The organism is Enterobacter sp. 725m/11, assembly GCF_011683705.1.
Lineage (GTDB): Bacteria > Pseudomonadota > Gammaproteobacteria > Enterobacterales > Enterobacteriaceae > Enterobacter > Enterobacter bugandensis.
Genome location: NZ_JAAQOK010000009.1, coordinates 1 through 21,332, shown reverse-complemented (window position 1 = coordinate 21,332; position 21,332 = coordinate 1). Strand labels below are relative to the sequence as shown.

General features: G+C 57.2%; 21 protein-coding genes and 1 pseudogene. 10 read left to right on the top strand and 12 right to left on the bottom strand.

The genetic code is table 11. The features are described from left to right. Positions 1-2: 2 nt before the first annotated feature. Entirely contained in the window at positions 3-1,250 is a 1,248-nt protein-coding gene (locus HBA26_RS05505; protein WP_045261103.1) for a CmpA/NrtA family ABC transporter substrate-binding protein, read from the bottom strand. 227 nt (positions 1,251-1,477) lie between these two features. Further along, complete coding sequence (gene nasR, locus HBA26_RS05500; RefSeq protein WP_045261104.1) at positions 1,478-2,662, bottom strand: nitrate regulatory protein NasR; 1,185 nt, start codon at positions 2,660-2,662, stop codon at positions 1,478-1,480. 73 nt (positions 2,663-2,735) lie between these two features. Here nasR and HBA26_RS05495 point away from each other — a divergent pair, with 73 nt between their 5' ends. The 3 genes from HBA26_RS05495 (at position 2,736) to HBA26_RS05485 (ending at position 5,413) form a co-directional block, all read left to right on the top strand. Beyond that, a complete protein-coding gene (locus HBA26_RS05495) occupies positions 2,736-3,089 on the top strand; it encodes a DsrE/DsrF/TusD sulfur relay family protein (protein WP_028013455.1) in 354 nt (117 codons plus the stop codon). A gap of 106 nt (positions 3,090-3,195) precedes the next feature. Further along, the gene (locus HBA26_RS05490; RefSeq protein WP_126345827.1) at positions 3,196-4,980 is read left to right on the top strand and encodes a methyl-accepting chemotaxis protein; all 1,785 of its coding nucleotides are present in this window, start codon (positions 3,196-3,198) and stop codon (positions 4,978-4,980) included. A gap of 193 nt (positions 4,981-5,173) precedes the next feature. Then, a complete protein-coding gene (locus HBA26_RS05485) occupies positions 5,174-5,413 on the top strand; it encodes a DUF1883 domain-containing protein (protein WP_013096243.1) in 240 nt (79 codons plus the stop codon). A 29-nt stretch (positions 5,414-5,442) separates the two neighbouring features. On the opposite strand, the gene HBA26_RS05480 is transcribed toward HBA26_RS05485, so the two are convergent. Together HBA26_RS05480 and chaB are read right to left on the bottom strand one after the other, a co-directional pair. Beyond that, entirely contained in the window at positions 5,443-6,138 is a 696-nt protein-coding gene (locus HBA26_RS05480; protein ID WP_028013457.1) for a gamma-glutamylcyclotransferase, read from the bottom strand. A 177-nt stretch (positions 6,139-6,315) separates the two neighbouring features. Then, on the bottom strand, positions 6,316-6,546 hold the full coding sequence (gene chaB / locus HBA26_RS05475; protein WP_049138199.1) for a putative cation transport regulator ChaB: 231 nt from the start codon (positions 6,544-6,546) through the stop codon (positions 6,316-6,318). A gap of 269 nt (positions 6,547-6,815) precedes the next feature. Here chaB and chaA point away from each other — a divergent pair, with 269 nt between their 5' ends. Next, positions 6,816-7,916, top strand: coding sequence for a sodium-potassium/proton antiporter ChaA (gene chaA / locus HBA26_RS05470; protein WP_008499517.1), 1,101 nt, complete (start codon positions 6,816-6,818; stop codon positions 7,914-7,916). Positions 7,917-7,990: 74 nt separating this feature from the next. On the opposite strand, the gene kdsA is transcribed toward chaA, so the two are convergent. The 6 genes and pseudogenes from kdsA to hemA form a co-directional block, all read right to left on the bottom strand. Next, positions 7,991-8,845, bottom strand: a complete 855-nt coding sequence (gene kdsA / locus HBA26_RS05465; RefSeq protein WP_028013459.1) for a 3-deoxy-8-phosphooctulonate synthase — start codon at positions 8,843-8,845, stop codon at positions 7,991-7,993. A gap of 36 nt (positions 8,846-8,881) precedes the next feature. After that, on the bottom strand, positions 8,882-9,691 hold the full coding sequence (gene sirB1, locus HBA26_RS05460) for an invasion regulator SirB1 (protein ID WP_028013460.1): 810 nt from the start codon (positions 9,689-9,691) through the stop codon (positions 8,882-8,884). Between the two features lie 41 nt (positions 9,692-9,732). Beyond that, a pseudogene (locus HBA26_RS22865) lies at positions 9,733-9,840 on the bottom strand (siroheme synthase); the annotation flags it as partial. Beyond that, positions 9,825-10,655, bottom strand: a complete 831-nt coding sequence (prmC, locus tag HBA26_RS05450; protein WP_045261109.1) for a peptide chain release factor N(5)-glutamine methyltransferase — start codon at positions 10,653-10,655, stop codon at positions 9,825-9,827. The gene prmC and the pseudogene HBA26_RS22865, both read right to left, overlap by 16 nt. After that, positions 10,655-11,737 carry a peptide chain release factor 1 gene (gene prfA / locus HBA26_RS05445; RefSeq protein ID WP_021240360.1) on the bottom strand — a complete coding sequence of 361 codons (1,083 nt, stop codon included), beginning with the start codon at positions 11,735-11,737 and terminating at the stop codon, positions 10,655-10,657. Before prfA ends, prmC begins: the two co-directional genes overlap by 1 nt. Before the next feature lie 41 nt (positions 11,738-11,778). After that, positions 11,779-13,035, bottom strand: coding sequence for a glutamyl-tRNA reductase (gene hemA, locus HBA26_RS05440; protein WP_021240361.1), 1,257 nt, complete (start codon positions 13,033-13,035; stop codon positions 11,779-11,781). A gap of 201 nt (positions 13,036-13,236) precedes the next feature. Here hemA and lolB point away from each other — a divergent pair, with 201 nt between their 5' ends. The 4 genes from lolB to dauA all read left to right on the top strand — a co-directional run bounded on the left by lolB (position 13,237) and on the right by dauA (position 17,591). Then, positions 13,237-13,848, top strand: coding sequence for a lipoprotein insertase outer membrane protein LolB (gene lolB, locus HBA26_RS05435; RefSeq protein ID WP_028013462.1), 612 nt, complete (start codon positions 13,237-13,239; stop codon positions 13,846-13,848). Beyond that, on the top strand, positions 13,845-14,714 hold the full coding sequence (gene ispE, locus HBA26_RS05430) for a 4-(cytidine 5'-diphospho)-2-C-methyl-D-erythritol kinase (protein WP_028013463.1): 870 nt from the start codon (positions 13,845-13,847) through the stop codon (positions 14,712-14,714). Before lolB ends, ispE begins: the two co-directional genes overlap by 4 nt. 125 nt (positions 14,715-14,839) lie before the next feature. Further along, a complete protein-coding gene (gene prs / locus HBA26_RS05425; protein WP_003856663.1) occupies positions 14,840-15,787 on the top strand; it encodes a ribose-phosphate diphosphokinase in 948 nt (315 codons plus the stop codon). Positions 15,788-15,911: 124 nt separating this feature from the next. Further along, the gene (gene dauA, locus HBA26_RS05420) at positions 15,912-17,591 is read left to right on the top strand and encodes a C4-dicarboxylic acid transporter DauA (RefSeq protein ID WP_063154400.1); all 1,680 of its coding nucleotides are present in this window, start codon (positions 15,912-15,914) and stop codon (positions 17,589-17,591) included. Here dauA and HBA26_RS05415 read toward each other — a convergent pair. Then, positions 17,577-18,635, bottom strand: a complete 1,059-nt coding sequence (locus HBA26_RS05415) for a MerR family transcriptional regulator (RefSeq protein ID WP_063154402.1) — start codon at positions 18,633-18,635, stop codon at positions 17,577-17,579. The two genes, dauA and HBA26_RS05415, sit on opposite strands and share 15 nt — an antisense overlap. A 121-nt stretch (positions 18,636-18,756) precedes the next feature. Beyond that, positions 18,757-19,032: a stress-induced protein YchH gene (gene ychH, locus HBA26_RS05410; RefSeq protein WP_028013466.1), complete on the bottom strand. Its 276-nt coding sequence runs from the start codon at positions 19,030-19,032 to the stop codon at positions 18,757-18,759. 274 nt (positions 19,033-19,306) lie between these two features. On the opposite strand from ychH, the gene pth reads away from it, so the two are divergent. Together pth and ychF are read left to right on the top strand one after the other, a co-directional pair. After that, positions 19,307-19,891, top strand: a complete 585-nt coding sequence (pth, locus tag HBA26_RS05405; RefSeq protein ID WP_008499504.1) for an aminoacyl-tRNA hydrolase — start codon at positions 19,307-19,309, stop codon at positions 19,889-19,891. A gap of 126 nt (positions 19,892-20,017) precedes the next feature. Further along, a complete protein-coding gene (ychF, locus tag HBA26_RS05400; RefSeq protein WP_003856650.1) occupies positions 20,018-21,112 on the top strand; it encodes a redox-regulated ATPase YchF in 1,095 nt (364 codons plus the stop codon). Positions 21,113-21,332: the final 220 nt, after the last annotated feature.

The following is a 21,332-nucleotide window of genomic DNA, read 5'->3' as shown; positions in this document are numbered from 1 at the left end:
AATCAGGCCCCTTTACGGTGAATAGCGAAACGGCTGGCGTACCCTTCCGGATCGGTGCCGTTCCAGACGGTGCCGTCCATCAGCGTGCTGCTGCGGAACGGTGATGACGGCGTGGACACGCCCCCGACGGCGGTGGCGGCATCCTGCCAGACCGCGGTCTGGTTGATGCGCTGCGCGATGCCCGCGTAGTCCGGCGCGGCTTTGAGCAAGCCCCAGCGGCGGAACTGGGTTAAGAACCACATGCCGTCGGAGAGATACGGGTAGCTCACAGCCCCCTCGTTGAAGAAGCGGATCGGGTGCGCGTCCTGCCAGCGCTGGCCCAGGCCGTTGTCATACTCGCCGAGCATGCGCCCGGTGAGATACTGTTCTTTGCAGTTGAGCCACGCCCGGCGGGAGAGGATCTGCGCGGTTTCGCGTTTGTTTTCCTGGGACGCCTCGATCCAGCGCGCGGCCTCCAGCACCGCGCTCACCAGCGCCCGGGCGGCGTGCGGGTTTTTCTCCACCCAGTCGCGGCGCGTGCCGAGGATCTTTTCCGGATGATCGGCCCAGATGGACTGCGACGTGGCGGCGGTAAAGCCGATCCGGTCGTTAATCGCCCGCGCGTTCCACGGCTCGCCGACGCAGAAGCCCACCATGTTGCCGATGCGCATGTTCATCACCATCTGCGGCGGCGGCACCACCACCGTGCGCACGTCGTCAAAGGGGTTAATGCCCGCGCTGGCCAGCCAGTAGTAAAGCCACATGGCATGCGTCCCGGTCGGGAAGGTGTGCGCGAAGGTGTAGGTTCCCGGCGCCTGCTGCCCGATCAGCGTTTTCAGCCCGTCGAGATCGCGAACGCCCTTCTCCGCCAGATCGCTTGAAAGCGTGATGGCCTGGCCGTTCTGATTGAGCGTCATCAGGTTCGCCATCTGCTGCGGCTTGCCGGCGATGCCCAGCTCCAGCCCGTACAGCAGACCGTAAAGAATGTGTGCGGCGTCCAGTTCTCCCGCCACCAGCTTGTCGCGCACCGCCGCCCAGCTCGCCTCTTTGGTGGGAACGATGGTGATACCGTATTTTTTATCAAAGCCTTTTAACGCTGCGATAACCACCGGCGCGCAGTCGGTCAGCGGGATAAACCCGACGCGCACCGTCTCCTGTTCCGGTTTATCTGAGCCAGCCGCCCAGGCAGCCTGCATAACACCCGGTAACAGCGCTGCACCACTCGCCAGCATGCTGGCCTGCAAAAATCGCCGTCTCGACAAATCCGCCATAACCGCTCCCGAAAAAAAGCCAAAAAAAAGCGCCCGCCGTGCCGAAGCACCGCTGGACGCCTTTATCCCGAAGACGGATGCACCGCCGTTGGCGCACCGTCAAAAATGGTTAATTAAATAATGCAAAGCCAATGCCAGGTTTAAAGACCCTCTTTCAGGGCCGAAAACCGGGTTTTGCCCGCGTTCACGCACCTCAATCAGGCATAAAATGCCCGCTGATTGTGCAGCTACTCCTTTGGTGTTACCTGCCAGACGCTCTTCACCGTAAGCAGCGCGCGGGCGATATCGACCATGCGCTGGTTCTTGTCCATCGCCATTTTGCGCAGCGTTGTCCACGCCTGTTCTTCACTCATGTTCTGGTGGGTCATCAGCACGCTTTTGGCTTTGTCAATGGTTTTGCGCTCCTCAAGCGTATCGCGCAGCGACGCGAGCTGGCGGGAAAGCTGCTCTATCTCTCGTGCCTGCTGGCGAACCAGGGTCAGCAGCGGTTTATCCGGGTAGTGCGCCAGCGGATCGTCCTGTTCATCCCCGGGAAGCGGGTATGCCTCGTCGCGCTGAATACGCTCATCCACCGCGACCATCAGATCGGCGATGATCGTCTCCTCCAGCGCGCGCAGATGCTCCAGCCGCGCCGTTTGCAGCGCAAACCAGGCGAGTGCGGTATGTCCATTGTCTGCAGCAGGCTGGCGGGTACAGGCCACGCGCCGGAGCTGCTCCGTCTCACGATCGGGCTGACAATTAAGGGAGAACGAAGTCTGCACGTCGGCCTGGCTGTGGGAGAGAAAGATCTCAAAGCAGGCCTGCTGCCCGTCAATGCGGTCAACCAGCCGCTGGCGGGTCACATCATCGAAAAAGCCCTGCGTGAAGCCAATTGCCCCCAGGGCCCGCTCTTGTCCCGCCAGCTCTTTCCCCTGCATCAGGCTATATAGCGCGACGAAACGGCCCGCGATTTGCGGGTCGTCAATGCTGTCATTAAGCTGCGGTACGATACTGAGCAGGTGGCGCAGCATGCGGGAGTAGTGCTCCATTGCCTGCGGAGCCGTCAGCGTTTGCCGATTTACACCGTCGCGCAGCGCGGGAAGCGTCTCCAGCGTGAGCAGCGCATTGCCGATACGTTCGCAAACGGCGCTTCCCGGAAAGGCGGACTGTTTTCCAAGAATGTCGTTCAGTGCAGCAAGGTTTTCGTCCACCAGCGCCCGGCTGGCTTTGCATTCAGGCGCATAGAGCTTACCCTGTGAGCAGAGCCAGACGTTAGATGCGCCGCGCTCGCACTGGAGCATATGCACCAGCTGGCTAATTCCGCGCACCAGCACGTTCAGCTGCGCCAGCCTGCTGAGCTGCTCTCGGCGCATCCGCCTTGCGCGCTGGAGCCATTCGGTTGCACCTGGCGAAATGCCGGCCATTAATGTCATGCTTACTCTCCCGGACAGCGAAACTCCGGGGAAATTAAGCAATATTCGTGCCTTTATAAAAACAGGAGTCAACATGCAGAAGATTGTGATCGTCGCCAACGGTGCGGCCTACGGCAGCGAATCCCTTTTCAACAGCCTGCGCCTGGCGATCGCGCTACGCGAAAAAGAGAGCGACCTGGTACTGCGGATATTTTTAATGTCCGACGCCGTCACCGCCGGGCTGAAGGGTCAAAAACCGGCGGAAGGCTACAACATTCAGCAGATGCTGGAGATCCTGACCGCGCAGGACGTGCCGGTAAAACTCTGTAAGACCTGCACCGACGGGCGCGGCATTACCGGGCTGCCGCTGATCGAGGGCGTAGAAATCGGTACGCTGGTTGAACTGGCCGAATGGACGCTGACCGCGGATAAAGTATTAACTTTTTAATAATAAACCCGTAAAAATATTATTTTCTTATGGACGCGGTTTCAGCATCAAGTTTACCTGCGGGGTTGCCGATAGGCATGGAAACAACACAGCAGGTATTTCACTTATGTTCAGATCCATTCGCGCACGCATTATCGCCGCGACGACAGGCTGCCTCGTCGTCGCCCTTCTTCTCAATACCGTAATTAACTTCCAGGTCACGCGCCAGGATAACCAGCAGTCCCAGCGCGATATTCTGACCAGCACCCGCGCCAGCCACAACATGGCGATTGCCGACTGGGTCAAAAGCAAAATGACGGTGATTACCTCCGCGCAGAGCATCGCGCTGGCTGACGATCCGGTTCCGGTGTTTAAGCAGCTTGCCCAGGCGGGCGGTTTCACCAACGTTTACGTGGGCTACGCCAGCAAGACGGCGAAATTCTCCGACCCGACAGGCGTCCCGGCGGATTATGACCCCACCGTTCGTCCCTGGTATCAACAGGTGGTGAGCACGGACGGCCCGGTGGTAACGGCACCCTACGTTGATGCCGGGACCGGGAAGCTGGTGGTCACGTTTGCCGTGCCGGTGAAAGAGAATGGCGCTCTGAAAGCGGTGGTGGCAGGCGATGTCGCCATGGATAGCGTGGTGGCGAACGTGCGCGGGATCCACCCCACGCCGGCCAGCAGCGGGTTGCTTCTGAACAGCGACGGCACGGTGATTGCCGCCAACGAGCCGGCCCTGACGCTGAAGCCGTTTGCCGAGACGATCAAAGGCATCGACCTTGCGGCGCTGAAGAGCGGTAACCCGGTCGACGGAACGCTGAATGACAAGGATAAAACCTTTATCGCCTCAGCCGTGCCGGGCACGAACTGGCTCCTGGTCGTCGCCCTCGACAGCAGCGATGCCACCTCCGGCATGCGTTCCCTGCTGAAAGCGTCGGCGATTTCGCTGGTGATCCTCGCACTCCTGAGCGGCGCCATTGTTCACGTCCTGATTGCCCGCCTGCTGAAGCGCCTGTCCGACATTCGTGACGCGATGCACAACATTGCCAACGGCACTAACGATCTGTCCCAGCGCCTGCCGGACAGCGGCGATGACGAAGTGGCGCAAATTGCGCAGGCGTTTAACGCCTTCAGCGATAAGCTCTCGGTGGTAATGGTTCAGCTCCGCGACGCCAGCGCCTCGGTGAAAAACGCCGCGCAGGAGATTGCGGCTGGTAACCAGGATCTCTCCGGACGTACCGAGCAGGCGGCGTCCAGCCTTCGCGAAACCGCCAGCGCCGTGGAAGAGATCACCGCCTCCGTCACCCAGTCAAATGAATCGGCAGCAGAAGCCAACGACCAGGCCAGCAAGGCCTCTGCGGCCGCAGCGCGCGGCGGTGAAGTGGTTTCGCAGGCCATCAGCACCATGCAGTCTATCGAAGTGGCGTCCGCTAAGATTGGCGATATCACCAGCGTGATCGACGGCATCGCCTTCCAGACCAACATTCTGGCGCTGAACGCCTCCGTCGAGGCGGCGCGTGCCGGTGAGCAGGGCCGCGGGTTCGCCGTGGTTGCCGGTGAAGTGCGGAACCTCGCCAGCCGCAGCGCCCAGGCGGCGAAAGAGATCAAATCGCTTATCGACTCCACCACCGACAGCGTGGCCACCGGCTCGCGCTACGTGCATCTGGCCGGGGAAAGCATGGATGAGATCCGCTCCAGCATCGGCAGCGTCTCCGGCATCATGCGCGAGATCTCAATTGCCACCAGCGAGCAGATGAAAGGCATTCACGAGATCAACCACGCGGTGACCCATCTCGACAGAATGGTGCAGCAGAATGCCGAGCTGGTGGTGCAGTCCGCCGCGGCCGCCAGCGCATTGCAAAGCCAGGCGGGCGACCTTGCTGAAACCGCCGGCCATTTCCGCATTTAATTTTCTTCAGACGCGCGTTAAACAGGGTAAACGCGCGTCCGCTGAAAGGTTTCAGGAATTTTGTCATTTTTGTTTAATCGTTATGCCATTTTTTGATCAAAATCAGCATCCCTCGCTCCCCGCTTTGGTGTTATGCAATGAGTATTTTGTGAACAACATCACGCTCGGGATGGGCAAAATCGACGGGGTAGAAATGGCACTGGTGAAAACAAGTTTGAAACTGTTTGGCGGGGATACGGTGGTGGTGCGTTGCTCAGAGCGCTGTCGTATTCATCTGATGAGTGCGAAAGCACAGAAGCAATCCCAGGCGGATATTCTGACCGTGCAGGATGACAAGGCCTGGCTTACCGTGCCGTATACCGGTACGTGGGATGTGCTGATCGACAGCCACAGCCAGTCGCTGGAGCACTCGGTCAGCTACGTGGCTGCGTAATTTAAACGCCCGGCTCGCCGGGCGTATTCTCAGGCAAAACCCGGTCGCAGCGTGCTGTTGAGCGGGTTCCCTTCCAGCAGCGCCTTCACTTTCACCACCAGCTCATTCAGACAATCGTCCTGCATGCCGAGGCGGGTCAGCTCCTGATCGAGGGAGAAGAGATATTGCGCGTTGGTGCCCAGCGGCCCGCTGGCGGCGGCAATTAACGGGGCAATCACCTGCGTGCGGGTGTCCGCTTCATACAGCGGGTGGCGCGGATCCATAATAAATACCAGCGCGTTAACGGTGCGCCCGTCGTCGAGCTCCAGCTTGCACCAGCTCGGCATATAGCAGCCGGTGATCATCTCGCGCTTCCAGAGCAGCGTCAGCTCCTCTTCGAGCGTGGCATCCGGAAGGCGATACGCGACGCCCGTGGTGCGTCCGCCCTCTTTTAGTGCAAGCATGCGCCCTGGCTGACAGGCGCTGCCGCGTCCGGCCGTCAGGCGCAGGCAAAATGCGCGATGCCAGCCGGGCAGCGTGCCGGTTGCCGATTCAACAAATTCGAGAGCCGGGTTCCACATCAGTGAACCGTAGCCAAAAATCCATACCGGGCCATCATCCGGGCGGCAGGCAAGCGTAGCAGCGAGCGACGCCGCACGTTGTTCAGCTGACCAGAGAAGCGATTCCTCAATAGCACCAAATGCCGTCTTACAATCTGCCTTCATTAAGAAATCACGCGTTAACACTTTCCACCTCCGCCACTGCATGCTTCCTTGCGACATCTGTAATTCGCCTTCCCGGCATTCTGTGCTGGTCATTTTGCCAGCAGTCAAATTACGATAAGCAATTAGCGGACCAGTTGCAATACAACGGCAGTTCAACCGCCTGAAAAGTCAAAATGAAGGCAGCGAATAATTTCACGGCTATTTCTTTTTATGCCATTTATCATCGTCTCCTTTCTCATAGTCATGTTTTACTGCGGCCCAGGCGACCTTGTGCGCCGTCTCTTCCCGGCTGGCATTATCCCGCCGATCGTCTTTATCTTTGTACTGATCCCAGGCGCTGTTAAACGCTTCTTTGTAGATATCCTGCGCGTGTTCGGGCAGGACGTTTTTCACGTTATCGGGTAATTCGCGTTTCGTTTTATATGGCATCACTAACCTCTCTTTTGCCTAAAGAGTTAAGTGTGGACGACGATACGCCGGTGTGCCAGCTGGTCATAAACAATGAACGAATGAATTTCATAATTCATTGTTATTTAAACTATATTTAAAAGAGATATCTTATTATAGGCATTAAACAAGAAAACCATAACAAAGGGTAAAATTAAGTAAAAAATAAAGGTTATTTAACAGATTTCTGTTAATTTATTGCCCTTAAAATCTATCTATAATTACAAGCACCTGCATTGATGGAGAAGCACATGACAGCAACACACGAGGCGGTAAAGACCCGCCACAAGGAGACGTCTCTCATTTTCCCGGTTCTGGCACTGGCTGTGCTGCTCTTCTGGGGAAGCAGTCAGTCACTGCCAGTGGTGGTTGGTATCAATATTCTTGCCCTAGTCGGTATCTTAACCAGCGCATTTAGCGTCGTTCGCCATGCGGACGTATTAGCCCACCGCCTGGGCGAGCCTTATGGCTCTTTAATTCTCAGCCTTTCCGTCGTTATTCTCGAAGTCAGCCTGATTTCCGCGCTGATGGCAACCGGCGATGCCGCCCCGACCCTGATGCGCGATACGCTTTACTCCATCATTATGATTGTGACGGGCGGCCTGGTAGGCTTCTCTCTGCTGCTGGGCGGGCGCAAATTTGCGACTCAGTACATGAATCTTTTCGGCATTAAACAGTATCTGATTGCCCTCTTCCCGCTGGCCATCATTGTGCTTGTCTTCCCGATGGCGCTGCCGGGTGCAAACTTCTCCACCGGCCAGGCGCTGCTGGTCGCGCTGATTTCCGCCGCCATGTACGGCGTGTTCCTGCTCATTCAGACCAAAACGCACCAGAGCCTGTTTGTGTATGAGCATGAAGACGACAGCGACGACGATGACCCGCACCACGGCAAGCCGTCGGCCCACAGCAGCGCGTGGCACACGGTTTGGCTGATCGTGCATCTGATTGCGGTGATTGCCGTCACCAAGATGAACGCCAACCCGCTGGAGACGCTGTTAACCGAGCTGAACGCGCCGGTGGCCTTTACCGGTTTCCTGGTGGCGCTGCTGATCCTGTCCCCTGAGGGTTTAGGTGCGCTGAAGGCGGTGCTGAACAATCAGGTGCAGCGTGCGATGAATCTGTTCTTCGGCTCCGTGCTGGCGACCATTTCACTCACCGTGCCGGTGGTGACGCTGATTGCCTTTATGACCGGTAACGAGCTGCAGTTTGCGCTGGGCGCGCCGGAGATGATTGTGATGGTGGCCTCGCTGCTGCTGTGCCAGATTTCATTCTCCACTGGCCGCACCAATGTCCTGAACGGCGCGGCGCATATGGCGCTGTTTGTAGCGTATTTGATGACAATTTTTGCGTAGTCTTTTTGCCCAGCGGCGCTGCGCTTACCCGGCAATATGTCCCATAAAAAAACCCGCCGAAGCGGGTTTTTTTATTAGTTGCTGGTATCCAGCTCGTCGAAGCTTTTCACCAGATCGTCAATCGCTTTGATCTGCTTCAGGAACGGCTCCAGCTTATCCAGAGGCAGCGCGGATGGGCCATCGCATTTCGCGTTAGCCGGATCCGGGTGCGCTTCAATGAACAGACCTGCCAGACCGGTCGCCATACCGGCGCGCGCCAGCTCGGTCACCTGAGCACGACGGCCGCCAGAGGCTGCACCAAACGGGTCGCGGCACTGCAGCGCGTGGGTCACGTCGAAGATCACCGGCGACTGGTTAGAGACGTTCTTCATGACGCTGAAGCCCAGCATGTCCACAACCAGGTTGTCGTAACCGAAGTTAGCGCCACGGTCGCACAGAATAATCTTGTCGTTACCGCCTTCGATAAACTTATCAACGATGTTACCCATCTGGCCAGGGCTCACGAACTGCGGTTTTTTCACGTTGATCACGGCACCGGTTTTCGCCATCGCGGCAACCAGGTCGGTCTGACGCGCCAGGAACGCCGGAAGCTGGATTACGTCTACCACGTCTGCCACAGGCTGCGCCTGCCAGGACTCATGCACGTCGGTGATCACTTTCACGCCAAACGTCTGCTTCAGCTCCTGGAAAATTTTCATCCCCTCTTCCAGGCCCGGGCCACGGTAAGAGTTGATGGAGGAGCGGTTGGCTTTGTCAAAAGAGGCTTTAAACACGTACGGAATGCCCAGCTTCTGGGTCACGGTCACGTAGTGCTCGCAGATACGCATGGCGAGATCGCGGGATTCCAGCACGTTCATACCGCCAAACAGCACGAACGGCAGGTCGTTTGCTACCTTGATATCACCAATGCTAACCACTTTTTGTTTCATAGGATCGCCTTATTCAGGTGTGAATCGGAATTAAGATTAATGCAGTGTAATTTGTTTGTGCGAGATCGCGTTGATCTGCGCGCGAATCATTTCGCTAATCGGATCTTCCGGACACTGCTCGACGAAATAGCTCAGATCGTTCAGCGCCACGTGCTCGCAGTCGAGCTGGGCATAGATAAGCCCGCGGTCGCGAATTTCGTACGGATCTTCCGGATTAAACTGCAGCAGCACTTCACTGGCACGCAAGGCCAGCTCCATCTGACGCTCTTCCATCAGCGCTGACTTCAGCGTATCCAGCAGCTTGCGAATGACCTCGGCGTTGTCGGCTTCGTCGAGATCTTCGTTAAAGAGCTCGGCCACCGGGCTGATGTTGCCTTTCAGCCAGACGTCCAGCGTATGCTCGTCCAGCGTGTCGCCGTTAAACGGATTAATGAGCCACATCTCACCGTCCAGCCACTCCGCACGCAGGATCATCTGCGTCGGGAAAATAACCGGCACCAGCGGAATATCCAGGCGGTGCGCAACCCACAGCAAAATAGAGCCCAGCGCAACGGCGCTGCCCTGACGATTTTTTAAGACCTGGTCCAGCCATAATGCGTCAGACAGGCGATACACGCCACGCGTGTCGCAGAAACCCCATTCGCCGTAGAAAAGCTCCAGAAGCTTCTCTAATTGCCAGTCCTGCGGGCGCGCCTGATTGATCTCTTCACGCGCCAGGCTGACCAGATTCTCCAGCTCATCGTAGACGTACTGCGACGTAAAATCGTCGCGTATCATCTCCGAAATCAGGATCATGCCATCGCAAAGCGGCACTTTATTAAATTCGAAATCGGCTAAGGACCTCATGACTTACCCCAGTAACGACTGAGCGAACAATGACGCTCAGGCGCGATAAAACTCAAAACGATGTAGATGATAACGCCAAACTGCCTTTCAGTCAGCCTTACGCCTTTATCAGTAAATGGCAGATACCCGGATCTCAAGACCACTGCCCCAGCGTCAGGCGTTCGTTGCCGCCGTAGTCGCGGCAGGTTTCGACAGCGGCGTAGCCTGCCTGGGTAAACAGTGCCCGCACGGATTCTCCCTGCGTCCAGCCATGCTCCACGAGCAGCCAGCCGCCGGGAAGCAAATGCTCTCGTGACGTTGTCACAATGTGATCAAGATCGGCTAATCCCGCGTTGGCGGCCACAAGCGCCGTCAGCGGTTCGAAGCGAACATCTCCCTGCGCAAGGTGCGGATCATGTTCGTCAATGTAAGGAGGATTGCTGACAATCATCGCAAATGAGCGGTTCTCCAGCGCGGCAAACCAGCTGCTTTGCAGCACCGTTACGTTGCTGAGCCTGAGACGTTCCACATTACGCAGCGCCAGCGCCACCGCGTCGGGCATCACATCCACTGCCGTCACATCGCAGTCAGGCCGCTCGCTGGCCAGCGCCAGCGCGATAGCACCAGTGCCAGTACCGAGATCGAGAATGCGGCAGGCCGCTGCGGGTAAACGTGCCAGCGCCTGCTCCACCAGACACTCGGTATCCGGACGCGGGATCAGCGTCGCCGCCGAGACGTAAAGCGGTAGCGACCAGAACTCGCGCTCACCGACAAGGTGCGCCACCGGCTCGCCGTTTTTACGGCGGGCAAGGAGCGCGGCGAGCCGTGCTTCCTGCTCTGCAGTTAGCTCAGTTTCGCCGAATGCCAGCAGGTACGTGCGGGCTTTACCCGTCACATGCTCAAGCAAAATTTCGGCGTCTCGCTTCGGGCTTTCGCTTTTGCAAAGCTCAGCGGCCGCCTCACGTAACCAGCGCTGAAAATCCATTATTCCTGCTCGGACAGCGCCGCCAGCTGGTCGGCCTGGTATTCCTGCACGATAGGCTCAATCAGCATATCCAGCTTCCCTTCCATCACCTCGTCCAGACGGTACAGGGTCAGGTTGATGCGGTGGTCGGTCACGCGCCCCTGAGGGAAGTTGTAGGTGCGGTTACGGTCGCTGCGATCGCCGCTGCCCAGCAGGTTACGACGCGTAGAGGCTTCCGCCTGCTGACGCTTCGCCATTTCCGCCGCGTGGATGCGCGCGCCCAGCACGGACAACGCTTTGGCTTTGTTTTTGTGCTGCGAACGTTCGTCCTGACACTCCACCACGATGCCGGTCGGCAGGTGGGTAATGCGGATGGCGGAGTCGGTGGTGTTAACGTGCTGACCACCCGCCCCGGAGGAGCGGAAGGTGTCGATGCGCAGGTCCGCCGGGTTGATGTCCGGCAGTTCCGCTTCCGGCAGCTCCGGCATCACCGCCACCGTACAGGCGGAGGTATGAATGCGGCCCTGAGATTCGGTGGCCGGAACGCGCTGCACGCGGTGACCGCCGGATTCAAACTTCAGACGTCCGTACACGCCGTCGCCGCTGATCTTGGCGATAACCTCTTTGTAGCCGCCATGTTCACCTTCGTTGGCGCTCATGATCTCCACGCGCCAGCGGCGCGATTCGGCGTAGCGGCTGTACATGCGGAACAGATCCCCGGCAAAGAGCGCCGCTTCGTCACCGCCGGTACCGGCGCGCACTTCGACAAACGCGTTACGTTCATCGTCCGGATCTTTCGGCAGGAGCAGCACCTGAAGCTGCTGCTCCATCTCTTCGGAACGCGCTTTTGCATCCTGCAGCTCTTCCTGCGCCATCTCGCGCATCTCAGGATCGTCGAGCATCATCTGCGCGGTTTCAATATCTTCCTGAACCTGTCGCCAGTCGGTAAAGCATTTTGATACATCACTCAACTGCGCATATTCACGCGAAAGCGCGCGAAAACGTTCCTGGTCTGCGATAGTCCCGGCATCGCCGAGCAGCGCCTGTACTTCTTCATGGCGCTCGTGCAGAGCTTCCAGTTTAGCGACGATAGAAGGCTTCATAGGCGTAAGTGCACCTTGTCTTAGAAAATGGGTATAGGGCGCTATTCCAGCCCGAGGCTGTTGCGCAGAATAGTCAGGCGTTCATCATCCCCGTCACGGGCAGCCTGTTGAAGAGATTTGGTTGGCGCATGGATCAGGCGGTTGGTCAGCTTCCACGCCAGATCCTGCATAATCGCCTGCGCGTCGCCGCCCTGTTCCAGGGCCGCTAACGCTTTGGCAGTCAGGTCATCACGCACCTGCTCCGCCTGCCCGCGGTACTCGCGGATGGTCTCGCTGACGCTTTGCGCGCGCAGCCAGGCCATAAATTCGCTGGTTTCCTGCTCAACAATGGTTTCCGCCTGCACCGCCGCCGCTTTACGCTGGGCGAGGTTGTGCGAAATAATGCTTTGCAGGTCATCCACGCTGTAAAGATAGGCGTTAGCCAGCTTGCCAACCTCTGGCTCAACATCGCGCGGAACGGCGATATCCACCAGCAGCATTGGCTGATTACGGCGGGATTTCAGCGCACGCTCCACCATCCCTTTACCGATGATCGGCAGCGGGCTGGCGGTAGAGCTGATAATAATGTCCGCCTCTTTCAGACGTTCATCAATATCGCTCAGCGCAACCACCTCGGCACCCACTTCGTCCGCCAGCACCTGCGCGCGTTCGCGGGTGCGGTTCGCGATAATCATCTTTTTCACTTTATGCTCGCGCAGATGGCGCGCCACAAGCTCGATGGTTTCGCCCGCGCCTACCAGCATCACGGTGACGGTCGACAGGGATTCAAAGATTTGCCGTGCAAGGGTACAAGCCGCGAAAGCAACAGAAACCGCACTGGCACCAATGTCGGTTTCGGTTCGCACACGCTTCGCCACGGAGAAGGACTTCTGGAACATACGCTCCAGCTCGCTGGCCTTGAGATGCCCTTTCTGGGAATCTGCGAAGGCTTTTTTTACCTGGCCGAGGATCTGCGGCTCGCCAAGCACCAGCGAATCCAGACCGCTGGCGACGCGCATCAGATGGCTGACCGCATCGTTATCCTGATGCCAGTACAGGCTGTTGCGCAGCTCGTCTTCGTTGAGATTGTGGTAGTCACATAGCCAGCGGATCAGCGCGTCGTGCAGGTTATCCTGCTCTTCCACGCTCAAATACAGCTCGGTACGGTTGCACGTCGAAAGCACCACGCCACCCTGCACCATCGGCTGTGCAAGCAGGCTGTCCAGCGCCAGGTCAAGCGTATCCGGCGAAAACGTAACGCGTTCTCGCAGCGAAACCGGGGCCGTTTTGTGGTTGATGCCGAGTGCTAATAGGGTCATGTTGAGCGGGAGTAGTACCAGCGTTAATAAGGTTAGCAGGACGCATCATACAGGATGCGCGAGATCAATAAAAGAGACCGCCTCCTTTCGGAGTAATAGGTTACTCAACGCTTTGAGATAATTTGAACGTAGACGGTAGCACTGCGGGGCGCTAGCATTAACAGTTATAACTGCAACGTATCTCAAGGATTTGTCCTCATTATGACCCGACTGATTCGCCTGCTGCCGCTGGCAGCACTGGTTCTGACCGCCTGTACTGTCACCCAACCAAAAGGCCCGGGCAAAAGCCCTGATTCACCGCAGTGGCGTCAGCACCAGCAGGACGTCCTTAATTTGAAGCAGTACCAGACGCGCGGCGCCTTCGCGTATCTCTCTGACGAACAAAAGGTTTATGCCCGCTTCTTCTGGCAGCAAACGGGGCAGGACAACTATCGCCTGCTGCTGCTGAACCCGCTTGGCAGCACCGAGCTGGAGCTTATCGCCAAACCGGGCGAAGCGCAGATCACCGATAACAAAGGCCAGCACTACACGGCGACCGATGCTGAAGAGATGATTGGCAAGCTGACCGGGATGCCAATTCCGCTGAACAGCCTGCGCCAGTGGATCCTCGGCCTGCCGGGCGAAGCGACCGACTATACGCTTGACGATCAATACCGTCTGAGCCAGGTCAACTACACCCAGAACGGCAAAACCTGGAAAGTGGTGTACAGCGCCTATGACAGCAAGAGTAAACCCTCGCTGCCATCAAACATGGAGCTGACCCAGGGCAGCCAGCGCATCAAGCTGAAAATGGACAACTGGATCGTTAAATGATGACCCACTGGCCTTCTCCGGCAAAACTGAACCTGTTTTTATACATCACCGGCCAGCGTGCTGACGGCTATCACACTCTGCAGACGCTGTTTCAGTTTATTGACTATGGCGACACGATTGCCATCGAGCCGCGTCAGGATGGGCAGATTTGCCTGCTGACGCCGGTCGACGGCGTGGCGCATGAGGACAACCTGATCGTCCGCGCCGCGCGCCTGCTGATGAAAGCCGCCGCGGAATCGGGCCGTCTGCCGGCGGGAAGCGGTGCGGATATCCGCATTGAGAAGCGTCTGCCGATGGGTGGCGGTCTCGGCGGGGGCTCATCCAACGCCGCCACCGTGCTGGTTGCGCTGAACCACCTCTGGGGCTGCGGGCTGTCGACGGATGAACTGGCTGGTTTGGGCTTAACGCTGGGCGCAGATGTCCCTGTGTTTGTTCGCGGCCACGCGGCCTTTGCCGAGGGCGTGGGCGAGATCCTCTCCCCGGTCAACCCGCCGGAGAAATGGTATCTGGTTGCCCACCCCGGCGTGAGCATTCCGACCCCGGTCATCTTTAAAGATCCTGACCTGAAAAGAAATACCCCGGTACGGTCAATAGAAACGTTATTAAATTGTGAATTCAGCAACGATTGCGAGGATATCGCAAGAAAACGTTTTCGCGAGGTTGATGCGGTGCTTTCCTGGCTGTTAGAATACGCGCCGTCGCGCCTGACCGGTACAGGGGCCTGTGTCTTTGCTGAATTTGACACCGAATCCGCCGCCCGTCAGGTGCTTGAGCAAGCGCCGGATTGGCTGCATGGTTTTGTAGCGCGCGGGATGAACACCTCCCCCCTACAGCAGGCCATTCTGGCGCAGACTGAGTTTCGGTGACAACGTCACCCTGTTCCAGACGTTGCATCGCGCTCTTTAATACACCGCCTGGATAGCCTTCGCTTAGGCCCCGCAGTTTGCGGCGAACGCTATCCACCACTGGACGCATGCCTGAGGTTCTTCTCGTGCCTGATATGAAGCTTTTTGCTGGTAACGCCACCCCGGAACTAGCACAACGTATTGCCAACCGCCTGTACACTTCCCTCGGCGACGCCGCCGTAGGTCGCTTTAGCGACGGCGAAGTCAGCGTACAAATTAACGAAAATGTACGCGGTGGTGATATTTTCATCATCCAGTCCACCTGTGCTCCAACAAACGACAACCTGATGGAACTGGTTGTTATGGTCGACGCTCTGCGTCGCGCTTCCGCAGGCCGTATCACTGCTGTTATCCCTTACTTTGGTTATGCCCGCCAGGACCGTCGCGTCCGTTCCGCGCGTGTGCCAATCACCGCAAAAGTTGTCGCTGACTTCCTGTCCAGCGTCGGCGTTGACCGCGTACTGACCGTTGACCTGCACGCAGAGCAGATCCAGGGCTTCTTCGACGTCCCGGTTGATAACGTATTCGGCAGCCCAATCCTGCTGGAAGACATGCTGCAGCTGAACCTGGACAACCCAATCGTGGTTTCTCCGGACATCGGCGGCGTGGTACGTGCCCGTGCTATCGCTAAGCTGCTGAACGATACCGACATGGCGATCATCGACAAGCGTCGTCCGCGCGCTAACGTTTCTCAGGTGATGCACATCATCGGTGACGTGGCTGGCCGCGACTGCGTGCTGGTTGACGACATGATCGATACCGGCGGTACGCTGTGTAAAGCCGCTGAAGCGCTGAAAGAGCGCGGTGCCAAGCGCGTGTTCGCTTACGCGACCCACCCGATCTTCTCCGGTAATGCCGTGAACAACCTGCGCAACTCCGTCATTGACGAAGTTGTGGTATGCGATACCATCCCACTGAGCGACGAGATCAAGGCACTGCCAAACGTGCGTACCCTGACCCTGTCCGGGATGCTGGCCGAAGCGATTCGTCGTATCAGCAACGAAGAATCCATCTCTGCAATGTTCGAACACTAATCGAACACGGCCAAAAAACCCGCTGCGGCGGGTTTTTTTGTCTCTGGGTTTTATTTGTATGATTAATGCCTCCTTCACCTGCCATTCATATGACAGATGATGCGCACACGGATGATAGATAATTGTGAAAAACGTAGCCTCCTCACATGTTCTGCCCTTTCGCGCCCTCATCGACGCCTGCTGGAAAGAGAAGTACACCTCGTCACGCTTTATCCGTGACCTGATTGCCGGGATCACCGTCGGAATTATTGCCATCCCGCTGGCGATGGCGCTGGCGATTGGCAGCGGCGTTGCGCCACAGTACGGTCTGTATACCTCGGCCGTTGCCGGGATTGTTATTGCCCTGACGGGCGGCTCGCGCTTCAGCGTCTCCGGCCCGACCGCCGCCTTTGTGGTTATCCTCTACCCGGTTTCACAACAGTTTGGTCTGGCAGGCCTGCTGGTTGCCACCCTGATGTCCGGCGTCTTTTTGATTCTGTTCGGTCTGGCCCGTTTTGGTCGCCTGATTGAATATATTCCTCTTTCCGTGACGCTGGGGTTCACTTCGGGGATTGGGATCACCATCGGAACCATGCAGATCAAGGATTTCCTCGGCCTGCAGATGGCTCATATTCCGGAACACTATTTGCAAAAAGTGGGGGCGCTGTTTATGGCGCTGCCAACGGCCAACCTGGGCGACGCCGCCATCGGAATAGTCACCCTGGGGACGCTGATCGTCTGGCCTCGCCTCGGTATTCGCCTGCCGGGCCATCTGCCCGCCCTGCTGCTGGGCTGCGCGGTGATGGCTATCGTCAATATGTTCGGCGGTCATGTCGCGACTATCGGCTCGCAGTTCCACTATGTTCTGGCGGACGGTTCGCAGGGTAACGGCATTCCGCAGCTGCTGCCGCAGCTGGTGCTGCCGTGGGACATGCCTGGTTCGAGCTTCACCCTGAGCTGGAATTCCCTTCGCGCCCTGCTGCCCGCCGCGTTCTCTATGGCGATGCTGGGAGCGATTGAATCCCTGCTGTGCGCCGTGGTGCTCGACGGCATGACCGGCACCAAGCACAAAGCCAACAGCGAACTGGTCGGTCAGGGCTTAGGCAACCTCATCGCACCATTCTTTGGCGGGATTACCGCCACGGCAGCCATCGCCCGTTCTGCGGCAAACGTGCGCGCAGGTGCGACCTCCCCCGTTTCAGCGGTTATCCACTCCGTGCTGGTGATTCTGGCGCTGCTGATCCTTGCCCCACTGCTCTCCTGGCTGCCGCTTTCCGCCATGGCCGCCCTGCTGCTGATGGTGGCCTGGAACATGAGCGAGGCGCACAAGGTGGTGAACCTGCTGCGTCGCGCGCCGAAAGACGACATCATCGTGATGCTAATCTGCATGTCGCTGACCGTGCTGTTCGACATGGTTATCGCCATCAGCGTCGGGATCGTGCTGGCTTCCCTGCTGTTTATGCGCCGCATCGCGCAGATGACGCGCCTCTCGTCGGTAAACGTCGAGGTGCCTGAGGATGTGCTGGTGCTGCGCGTGATTGGCCCGCTATTCTTCGCCGCGGCGGAAGGATTGTTCAGCGATCTGGAGTCCCGCATCGCGGGGAAACGGGTTGTGGTGCTGAAGTGGGATGCCGTCCCGGTGCTGGATGCCGGCGGTCTGGATGCCTTCCAGCGCTTTGTGAAACGTCTGCCGGAAGGCTGCGAGCTGCGGGTCAGCAACCTGGAATTCCAGCCCCTGCGCACCATGGCGCGTGCGGGCGTGCAGCCGATCCCTGGCCGCCTTGCCTTTTATCCTAACCGTGAAGCCGCGTTAGCGGATCTGTGAATTATCTGATGCAGAGAAACGTCTCTGCATCATCACCCCGATCGCCTGCTGGAGCCATGCAAGCACGGCAGGCGTCATCCAGGTTCCTTTCATCAGATGCGGCTCCTGCTGCATAGCCGTACGAAACTTTTGCTGGGTCTCGGGGTTGGTGCCTGCGTAGGACTGGAACAATGCCAGCCAGTTTTCAGCCAGCTTTTGCGCCTCCTTCGAGTCAGGAGCGATATTGTCCCGCTGCGCCTGATGCAGTTTCGCCACCAGCGGCGGCCACTCCATCATGCGGTCAAAGTAATGCGCCCGGGTAAAAGCCATCTCTTCGGCAGTGAGATACTTCTCCCATATGCTGAGCTTAGATTCCGCAAACGCCCGCGTGATGTAATCTGTCATGTCCGGGGTGATGCCGGTCTGCGCCTGCATCTGTGGCTCTACGCTGTGCATCTCGTTCAGCCGGGTGAGAAACTCCGGCTTGCCCGCCGTGTCCTGTTCAAGACGTTCCATCCAGCGTGTCGCCAGATCCATCGCCCGCGTGTCAGTAACGGGTATATCCTGTTCCAGCAGCGCGTTAGCCTCTGCCACCAGCCCTGACCAGATAGCCGCCAGCGCATCCTTCTGTACCGCAAACGGCAACTGCTGTAATTCTTCTTTGCTAAACCAGCGATCGTACATATTCATTAACTCCAGAGTCTGTAGCCAGGACTCCAGATCCGGCGTCGCATCGTCGGTAAGCCCGGTACGCAGCTCCACCAGCCGGTCGCGCAGCGTGTGTATGCTGCGCAGCTGTTTATCCAGCAGCGTGATTTGCGCATCGAGTAGCTCGGTCAACGACAGCGACTCCTTTTCCAGAAAATCCCTGATTTCGGCAAGTTCCAGCCCCGCTTTTGCCAGCGCCTGGATCATGTGCAGACGCTGGACATCCGCCAGATTGTAAAGCCGGTAACCTGCCGCGCTTCTGGCAGAAGGCAGCAACAGCCCTGTTTGCTCGTAGTGATGCAATGTCCGCACGGTGATACCGGCTCGTTTCGCCAGCTCACCCACCTGAATCAACATAACTGCTCCTTTTTACTTTGCCAGTGCCACCACTCTGGAGCCTTACGTTACGTGAGGGTCAATATGCTATGCAAAAAAAAACGACTCCGGATGGAGTCGTTTCGATGTTCTTAATCAGGCACTAGCTGTGCTTATGCTGGTCGCGACGACAGCGTTTGTCGTAGTGGCGCACCCACCAGTATTTATCGCACACTTCCTCATGTCCGCTTACGCGCGCCCCGGCGAGCCACAATACTGCACCGAGGAAGATGCTCAATACCGCGCCATGCGCGAAGTATTGTGGGAGATCAAGCTGCGGCAGTTGGTTTAAAATGGAATAACCTACGCCGACTACCATCACGAACAGTCCCAACCCCATTAGCACGTTACCGAGCATCGAAGCGTTTTTGCGTTTCATATGTCACCTCCGGAACTTTGGGTTGTCAGGGGAAAAGCCCCTAATCCTTGTGTGTAAAGTATAGACAACGCCCCTTTTATGAGTTGCGTGAATGATCACAATTACGGATAACGCACAGACAAAAGTTTACAAATAAGGCGTTGAACAGTTTGAAATTCTAATTGTTCAGATGAGTAATTATTCGAATTTCGCCGGGATAACCGCAGAATTTTGTCAAGCGGCGCGCCAGACAGTAAACTACGCGCCAGATCTGGAACCCATTAGGAATTGAATCGTGACGATTAAACTGATTGTCGGCCTCGCCAACCCGGGCGCGGAGTATGCGGCCACCCGCCACAACGCCGGAGCCTGGTACGTCGATCTGCTGGCCGAACGGTTACGTGCTCCCCTGCGTGAAGAACCTAAATTCTTCGGCTACACCTCACGTATCAACCTTGCTGGCGCGGATGTTCGCCTGCTGGTGCCGACCACCTTTATGAACCTGAGTGGTAAAGCGGTGGCGGCGATGGCAACGTTTTATCGCATTAACCCGGATGAAATTCTGGTCGCCCACGATGAGCTGGATCTCCCGCCTGGCGTAGCAAAATTCAAGCTGGGCGGCGGGCACGGCGGCCACAACGGTCTTAAAGACATCATCAGCAAGCTGGGCAATAACCCGAATTTCCACCGTTTGCGCGTGGGAATCGGCCATCCGGGCGATAAAAACAAAGTTGTCGGTTTCGTGCTCGGTAAACCCCCGGTTTCCGAACAAAAACTGATTGACGAGGCGGTAGACGAAGCGGCGCGCTGCACTGAAATCTGGCTGCAAGACGGCTTAACCAAAGCGACAAATCGCTTACACGCTTTCAAAGCGCAATAATCCGCCCGATACGGCTTTTTTACCGCGCGTCATGCGGGTTACGTGTATAATAGGCGTAGTTATTTACTTTTCATCAATCGGTTATCGTTAACGGATTGATTATCAAGATATTAAGGTGATTTAGAAATGGGATTCAAATGCGGTATCGTCGGTCTGCCAAACGTGGGCAAATCCACCCTGTTTAACGCGCTTACCAAAGCGGGTATCGAAGCGGCGAACTTCCCGTTCTGTACCATCGAACCGAACACCGGCGTGGTGCCAATGCCGGACCCGCGTCTGGACCAGCTTGCGGAAATCGTGAAGCCGCAGCGCATTCTGCCAACCACCATGGAGTTCGTGGACATCGCGGGCCTGGTAAAAGGCGCATCCAAAGGTGAAGGCCTGGGCAACCAGTTCCTGACCAACATCCGTGAAACTGAAGCGATCGGCCACGTTGTGCGCTGCTTCGAGAACGACAACATCATCCACGTAAACAACAAAGTGGATCCGGCTGACGATATCGACGTTATCAACACCGAGCTGGCGCTCTCTGACCTCGACACCTGCGAACGTGCAATTCACCGCGTGCAGAAGAAAGCCAAAGGCGGCGACAAGGACGCGAAAGCGGAACTGGCTGCGCTGGAAAAATGCCTGCCACAGTTGGAAAACGCGGGCATGCTGCGAGCGCTGAAAAACCTGACTGACGAAGACAAAGCGGCGATCAAATACCTGAGCTTCCTGACCCTGAAGCCAACCATGTACATCGCCAACGTTAACGAAGACGGTTTCGAGAACAATCCGTACCTGGACAAAGTCCGTGAAATCGCCGCGGCAGAAGGTTCTGTGGTTGTGGCGGTTTGCGCAGCCGTTGAGTCCGATATCGCCGAGCTGGACGACGCCGACCGTGAAGAGTTCATGGCCGAGTTGGGTCTGGAAGAGCCGGGCCTGAACCGCGTGATCCGCGCGGGCTATGAGCTGCTGAACCTGCAGACCTACTTCACCGCTGGCGTTAAAGAAGTGCGTGCGTGGACCATCCCTGTAGGTGCAACTGCGCCTCAGGCGGCTGGTAAAATACACACTGACTTCGAGAAAGGCTTTATTCGTGCGCAGACTATCGCGTTTGAAGACTTTATCACTTACAAGGGTGAGCAAGGCGCGAAAGAAGCAGGCAAGATGCGTGCGGAAGGGAAAGATTATATCGTTAAAGATGGCGACGTGATGAACTTCCTGTTTAACGTTTGATTTGTTTTTAATGGGAAAAATCCACGCTTTGGCGTGGATTTTTTTTCGAGATAAATTCCCCTGATAGTATTAATTTAAAAAATACCTTCTTTGAGAGGATGATCTTTTATTCCTCCCCAAGGGTCATCTAGCAAAAACTTAGCAGCAATAGCTTCTTTTGCCGATACAAGAGTGAAATTATAGCTGTCTCTTATACACATCTGACGCTGCCGACGACGGA

Excerpts from the sequence above, each read along its gene's own strand:
- HBA26_RS05505 (WP_045261103.1), bottom strand. The coding sequence starts at position 1,250 with ATGGCGGATTTGTCGAGACGGCGATTTTTGCAGGCCAGCATGCTGGCG.
- nasR (WP_045261104.1), bottom strand. The coding sequence starts at position 2,662 with ATGACATTAATGGCCGGCATTTCGCCAGGTGCAACCGAATGGCTCCAG.
- HBA26_RS05495 (WP_028013455.1), top strand. The coding sequence starts at position 2,736 with ATGCAGAAGATTGTGATCGTCGCCAACGGTGCGGCCTACGGCAGCGAA.
- HBA26_RS05490 (WP_126345827.1), top strand. The coding sequence starts at position 3,196 with ATGTTCAGATCCATTCGCGCACGCATTATCGCCGCGACGACAGGCTGC.
- HBA26_RS05485 (WP_013096243.1), top strand. The coding sequence starts at position 5,174 with ATGGCACTGGTGAAAACAAGTTTGAAACTGTTTGGCGGGGATACGGTG.
- chaB (WP_049138199.1), bottom strand. The coding sequence starts at position 6,546 with ATGCCATATAAAACGAAACGCGAATTACCCGATAACGTGAAAAACGTC.
- chaA (WP_008499517.1), top strand. The coding sequence starts at position 6,816 with ATGACAGCAACACACGAGGCGGTAAAGACCCGCCACAAGGAGACGTCT.
- kdsA (WP_028013459.1), bottom strand. The coding sequence starts at position 8,845 with ATGAAACAAAAAGTGGTTAGCATTGGTGATATCAAGGTAGCAAACGAC.
- sirB1 (WP_028013460.1), bottom strand. The coding sequence starts at position 9,691 with ATGAGGTCCTTAGCCGATTTCGAATTTAATAAAGTGCCGCTTTGCGAT.
- prmC (WP_045261109.1), bottom strand. The coding sequence starts at position 10,655 with ATGGATTTTCAGCGCTGGTTACGTGAGGCGGCCGCTGAGCTTTGCAAA.
- prfA (WP_021240360.1), bottom strand. The coding sequence starts at position 11,737 with ATGAAGCCTTCTATCGTCGCTAAACTGGAAGCTCTGCACGAGCGCCAT.
- hemA (WP_021240361.1), bottom strand. The coding sequence starts at position 13,035 with ATGACCCTATTAGCACTCGGCATCAACCACAAAACGGCCCCGGTTTCG.
- lolB (WP_028013462.1), top strand. The coding sequence starts at position 13,237 with ATGACCCGACTGATTCGCCTGCTGCCGCTGGCAGCACTGGTTCTGACC.
- ispE (WP_028013463.1), top strand. The coding sequence starts at position 13,845 with ATGATGACCCACTGGCCTTCTCCGGCAAAACTGAACCTGTTTTTATAC.
- HBA26_RS05415 (WP_063154402.1), bottom strand. The coding sequence starts at position 18,635 with ATGTTGATTCAGGTGGGTGAGCTGGCGAAACGAGCCGGTATCACCGTG.
- ychH (WP_028013466.1), bottom strand. The coding sequence starts at position 19,032 with ATGAAACGCAAAAACGCTTCGATGCTCGGTAACGTGCTAATGGGGTTG.
- ychF (WP_003856650.1), top strand. The coding sequence starts at position 20,018 with ATGGGATTCAAATGCGGTATCGTCGGTCTGCCAAACGTGGGCAAATCC.